5 protein-coding genes are annotated in these 4,793 nt (G+C 43.6%); 1 reads left to right on the plus strand and 4 read right to left on the minus strand.

The window, feature by feature from the left end; all coding sequences use genetic code 11:
• From F6K20_RS24620 to aroF, 4 genes are all read right to left on the minus strand, one after another.
• Nucleotides 1–545 (minus strand): NAD(P)/FAD-dependent oxidoreductase (locus tag F6K20_RS24620; RefSeq protein ID WP_287296375.1); only part of this gene is annotated, 545 nt, incomplete at its 3' end.
• 141 nt (nt 546–686) lie between these two features.
• Nucleotides 687–1,910, minus strand: a complete 1,224-nt coding sequence (locus F6K20_RS24625) for a 4-hydroxybenzoate 3-monooxygenase (RefSeq protein WP_287252463.1) — start codon at nt 1,908–1,910, stop codon at nt 687–689.
• A gap of 60 nt (nt 1,911–1,970) precedes the next feature.
• Nucleotides 1,971–2,549: a chorismate--pyruvate lyase family protein gene (locus F6K20_RS24630; RefSeq protein ID WP_287296377.1), complete on the minus strand. Its 579-nt coding sequence runs from the start codon at nt 2,547–2,549 to the stop codon at nt 1,971–1,973.
• A gap of 106 nt (nt 2,550–2,655) precedes the next feature.
• Entirely contained in the window at nt 2,656–3,753 is a 1,098-nt protein-coding gene (aroF, locus tag F6K20_RS24635) for a 3-deoxy-7-phosphoheptulonate synthase (RefSeq protein ID WP_287265957.1), read from the minus strand.
• A gap of 935 nt (nt 3,754–4,688) precedes the next feature.
• Between aroF and F6K20_RS40165 the strand changes: the two genes are divergently transcribed.
• Nucleotides 4,689–4,793, plus strand: a 105-nt coding sequence (locus F6K20_RS40165; RefSeq protein WP_353736820.1) for a hypothetical protein, incomplete at its 3' end; no start/stop codon positions are given.

Consider the following 4,793-nt stretch of genomic DNA (forward strand, 5'->3'; position numbering starts at 1 on the left):
TGTTCCGGTAGGTTAACAATTACCTCAAAACTTTGAGCTTCTCTAGAATTGGTGTTCCTATTGGCTCTTGGTCGGGATTTTGCGTACTGATATTGGACTCCGGCAAGTCGTTCGCCATCGAATATGAGTTTCTTGACATCTGCTTCCTCTAATACTTGAGCCCCTGTATCCTTAGCATGATCCAAGAGAATTTTGTCAAAACGGGCACGATTAAGGTTGTATGAAAACGGGGTTTGCCCTTTTGCCACATTGCCAAAATTCTGCCGCCTCAGATCTCCAGTTGTCCCAGTTAAGAATTCAACTCCGTTTTTCTGCACAAACCCACCTTCCTTGATTTTGTCAGAGATATCTATCATCTCAAACAGCTTATACAGATAGGGCACCATCGACTCGCCGATATGAAATCGCGGAAACTTTCCCTTTTCCAATAAAAGAACTGAGTGACCATTCGCTGCTATCTTGTATGCACAAGTTGCTCCAGCAGGTCCGCCGCCAATGACAATTGCATCGAACATTTTGAAACTATCTGAATTGTTAAGTGTCATAAAAACCTCCTAAACGAAATACTTTGACAACTAGTTAACGATTTGATTTATCTAACAAGAAGTGTTGTACAACCTGTTAAATGGAGAGTGGCTGAATGCTTGCCTCAATAGTTTCCAAATAAACGCGAGTAATTATTATTATTAGCATGCCATCTCCAGCTGATTAGAGTCAGATAAACTCCCAACATATTTTCGGGAAAAGTCTGCTGCAAATGTCTTCAAACTCATCAGTTGAGATATCTTAGACTGTTGGAGCTGCTTCATGAAGCGGTCATTCTCTGAATTTTGTTCATCGATATTCACCATATGAAGCAGCGAGTGGGAAAACTCCTGGGTTTGCCAGATCTCTGGCAGACGAATAGCTGAGTATTGTTGAAGGATAGAGTCATTGTGGCTGATTAGATAGTAGTTCACCATTAATTTGCCCAAAACCTCAGCATCCTGAATGGCTAGGTTCATGCCTTTGCCACCTGAGGGAGTGAGAATGTGGGCAGCATCTCCTGCAAGAAAAAGGTGCTTGTACTGGATTGGGTTCGAGACATAGCTCCTCATCCTCAGCACTTGCTTGTCAGTAATCTTACCTTCGGTCAGTGACCATCCATCTTTGGCAAGTCGAACATGGAGTTCTGACCAAACACGTTCATCGGGCCAATCGTCAACGCTGTCGTCTAATGATATTTGCAGGTAATAACGGGAAATTTTTTCGTTCCTGAGCATATGACCGGCAAATCCATAAGGATGTATTGCATAGATAATATGCTCGGTTGAGGGAGGTGCTGCAGCGGTGATTGCTAGCCAAGAAAAATTGTAATTTTTGTAGTAAATATCTACAGCTTCCTCAGGAATTGATTTTCGGGCAATACCATGAAAACCGTCACATCCAGCAATGAAGTCGCAATCAATAACAATCGTGCTTTGTTTAATCTCGTCGTAACACGAGACTTGCGCAGGATAGCTATTCTTAACCACAAGACCTTTCGTGCTGAATCGTATTTCTCCGCCAGCCTCTTGAAACTTCTGGATCAGATCGACCAACAACTCCTGCTGAGGATAGGTATAGTGCGTTCGACCCTCACACATCTTGGAGTATTCGAGTACAAAGCTGTATTCCGGGCTTCGGAATTCACACTTCCCATGGGGCTTTCCTTCTCTCAACAAGCGGTCGGCGAGTCCATACTGCTTCAGAATACTTACCGCCTTGTGATCGATTAGTCCCGCTCGGGCACGGGAAAAGACCTCCTCACGACTGTATTTTTCGACTACTATACACGGGATCTTATTTTGCTGTAGGATGTTTGCCAATAATAGACCTGCCGGTCCAGCTCCTATAATGCAAACCTTCGTTGAGAAATGATTGTTAAGCATAGTGACCTCCTATGAAATCTTTAAATTTCAGAAGTTCTTCAACAGAATTAACCGATACTATTAGAGCTTTCGCCTAAAATTATTTTCCGGAAACTTTTCTGTAATCATCATAGTGTACTGATGATTGGAGATGACGCAGTAGGTTCTATACAGGAGATTTTCTTCGGGTTCAATCTGGAAATAATCTGCTAAATCACCTGCATGTTCTTTGCCAAGTTCGACATTTTCTTTGAAGATTTCCACTTTGTTCTCGACCCAGAGTTTACCAATGGGAGTTTTGGTCTGTAACAGTTGGGTTCGCATTTTTTCATTCAGTCTGTCGAGAACTAAAATTGAATCGGCATAGACATAGTTGCGGTCACTCATCTTACCTTGAAGTAGCACTTTGCGAGCGATGACTTCTGTGCCTTTTTTGAGGTTCATCGGCAGGATGTCTTCTTTGATTGTAATCTTGTCTTCAAACAGCTTTTTGATTTTGATTGCTTCCCCCGAGTAGGCTTCAATCATATCCGTAACAGTGCCGTTTGTCGTCAGCAATATTCGCTGAAATGGGCTGAGTAATACAGGTTCGATGTAATTCCGCTTTCGCGGAAAGTGTTGGGAAAAAATTGGCCTTAAGACTAGGGTTTGAGCGTTCATTTCCATTATTTCTCTAGAATTGGGCAAAAAGATCTGTTTGATGAGATATTGTGAGTTGAATCAATCTAAGTTAGCCTTCAATTTTTTCTTCAACTCACAACAAGTTTTAAACAATGGCACTGAATTTTTGGGTAGCTTGAGGGCATGAAGGGGTGAGGGCTAACTTTTCCGGCCAACGACCCACTGTTTCACCAATAACTGCCATTTCTTGCATCAGTTCTTGATAACGATGAGGCGTCAAGGATTGAGGGCCATCAGACAGGGCTTGGGAAGGGTTGGGATGAACTTCTATCATCAGAGCATCAGCTCCTGCTGCAATTGAAGCCATTGCCATTGCCGGGACGTATTCGGCTTTACCAGTCCCGTGACTGGGGTCAATCATAATGGGAAGATGAGTCAATGTCCGCAAGACAGGAATCACGGATAAATCGAGGGTATTGCGGGTATATTTGCGGTCATGGGTGCGAATTCCCCGTTCACACAAAATAACATTGGAATTTCCGGCTGCTAAAATATATTCAGCCGCCATTAACCATTCCTCAATGGTTGCGGACATTCCCCGCTTCAGCAGAACCGGTTTCTCTTGAGCACCAACTCTTTTTAACAGAGAAAAGTTCTGCATATTACGAGCACCAACTTGGAGAATATCTGCAACAGTTGCTATCTTTTCAATGTCGGCTGCATCCATTACCTCGGTGATAATTCCCAAGCCTGTTTCTTGACGTGCAATGGCCAGCAATTCCAAAGCACTCTCACCATGCCCTTGAAAAGCATAAGGAGAAGTCCGAGGTTTGTAGGCTCCACCACGTAGGAAATGAGCACCTGCTGCTTTAACTTGTTGGGCGGTTTCGACAATCATCTGTTCATTTTCAACCGAACAAGGGCCGGCAGTTTGAACGATGGGACTGTGTTCGCCAAAAGCAACAGAACCGTTCGGTGTTTCAACAATAATTTCACTGGGTTCACCATGTCGGAAGTCTCGACTCGCCCGTTTAAAGGGATGTTCAACTCGTGATACTTTTTCAATAAAAGGACTGACAGCCTGAATTTTTAAGGGATCGAGTTCAGCCGTGTCACCGACTAAACCAATCACCACTCGGTGTTTGCCGATGATTTTTTCGACGCTGACTTTGTATTGGGACAGTTCGTGTTTAATGCGTTCAATTTCGACTGTCGGAGTGGCTGCTTTGAGGACAATTATCATGCTTTATTTCCGTTGAGATTGGGTTTTATGATTTGGGAAGTGATTAACCGGACTTGATCTAACATCAACTTAGTTTTGACGAAGATCAGAAGTTGATATGTAGAGTGTGTAGGTCTTGGTGTGCATACTGAAAAACCCTTGATTGTTAGCTTCTAAAAACTTTTCGGGGTTCAGCGTATGTTTTATGCCGAAGAACGATTTTTTTTTCGAAACTTCTCAAAACTGACCTAGACCATTGGGTGAACAAGATTCACCGAAGCCTTGCTCCACTTGAGCTGAAACCAATTTCCAAACCTAGGTCTCATCAAGGGAACAGGACTTACTCAAAACTGGAATCCAAACCCTATAAGTGGTAAGTTGAGTTAGTAACGCACCCTACCAGTAGCCCTTGAGATTGGGTTTTATGATTTGGGAAGTGATTAACCGGACTTGATCTAACATCAACTTAGTTTGGACGAAGATCAGAATTTGATATGTAGAGTGTGTAGGTCTTGCTGTGCATACTGAAAAACCCTTGATTGTTAGCTTCTAAAAACTTTTCGGGGTTCAGCGTATGTTTTATGCCGAAGAACGATTTTTTTTCGAAACTTCTCAAAACTGACCTAGACCATTGGGTGAACAATATTCACCGAAGCCTTGCCCCACTTGAGCTGAAACCAATTTCCACACCTAGGTCTCATCAAGGCAACAGGACTTACTCAAAACTGGACTCCAGGAAAATTGGCGTACACCAATTACCAATTACCGATTACCAAGTCAACTTCGTAAGTCCTAGCAGGAATGAATACTTCCACCCAAGCTAGGGGTGAAGCGTTCCTGAAGTCAATTGAGAGCTTGCCTTGGGTTCACTATCATGGTCACATAGCGCGTTCGCGTAGCGTGGCCGAAAGGCCATCGCATTCGCGGCTCTTTGGTATCGACAGGCAACAGCGGTAGTGTTTCTGTCTGACCGGGAGGGATTTGGACTACCGATTGCCGAAGCCGCATCATTTGGTCGCTTTGTGGTGGTATCTCAAGGGAATCAAGCCGGTTTGGAAGCA

Origin of the sequence: Moorena sp. SIO2C4, assembly GCF_010672485.1 — a bacterium.
In the GTDB taxonomy this organism is placed as follows: domain Bacteria; phylum Cyanobacteriota; class Cyanobacteriia; order Cyanobacteriales; family Coleofasciculaceae; genus Moorena; species Moorena producens.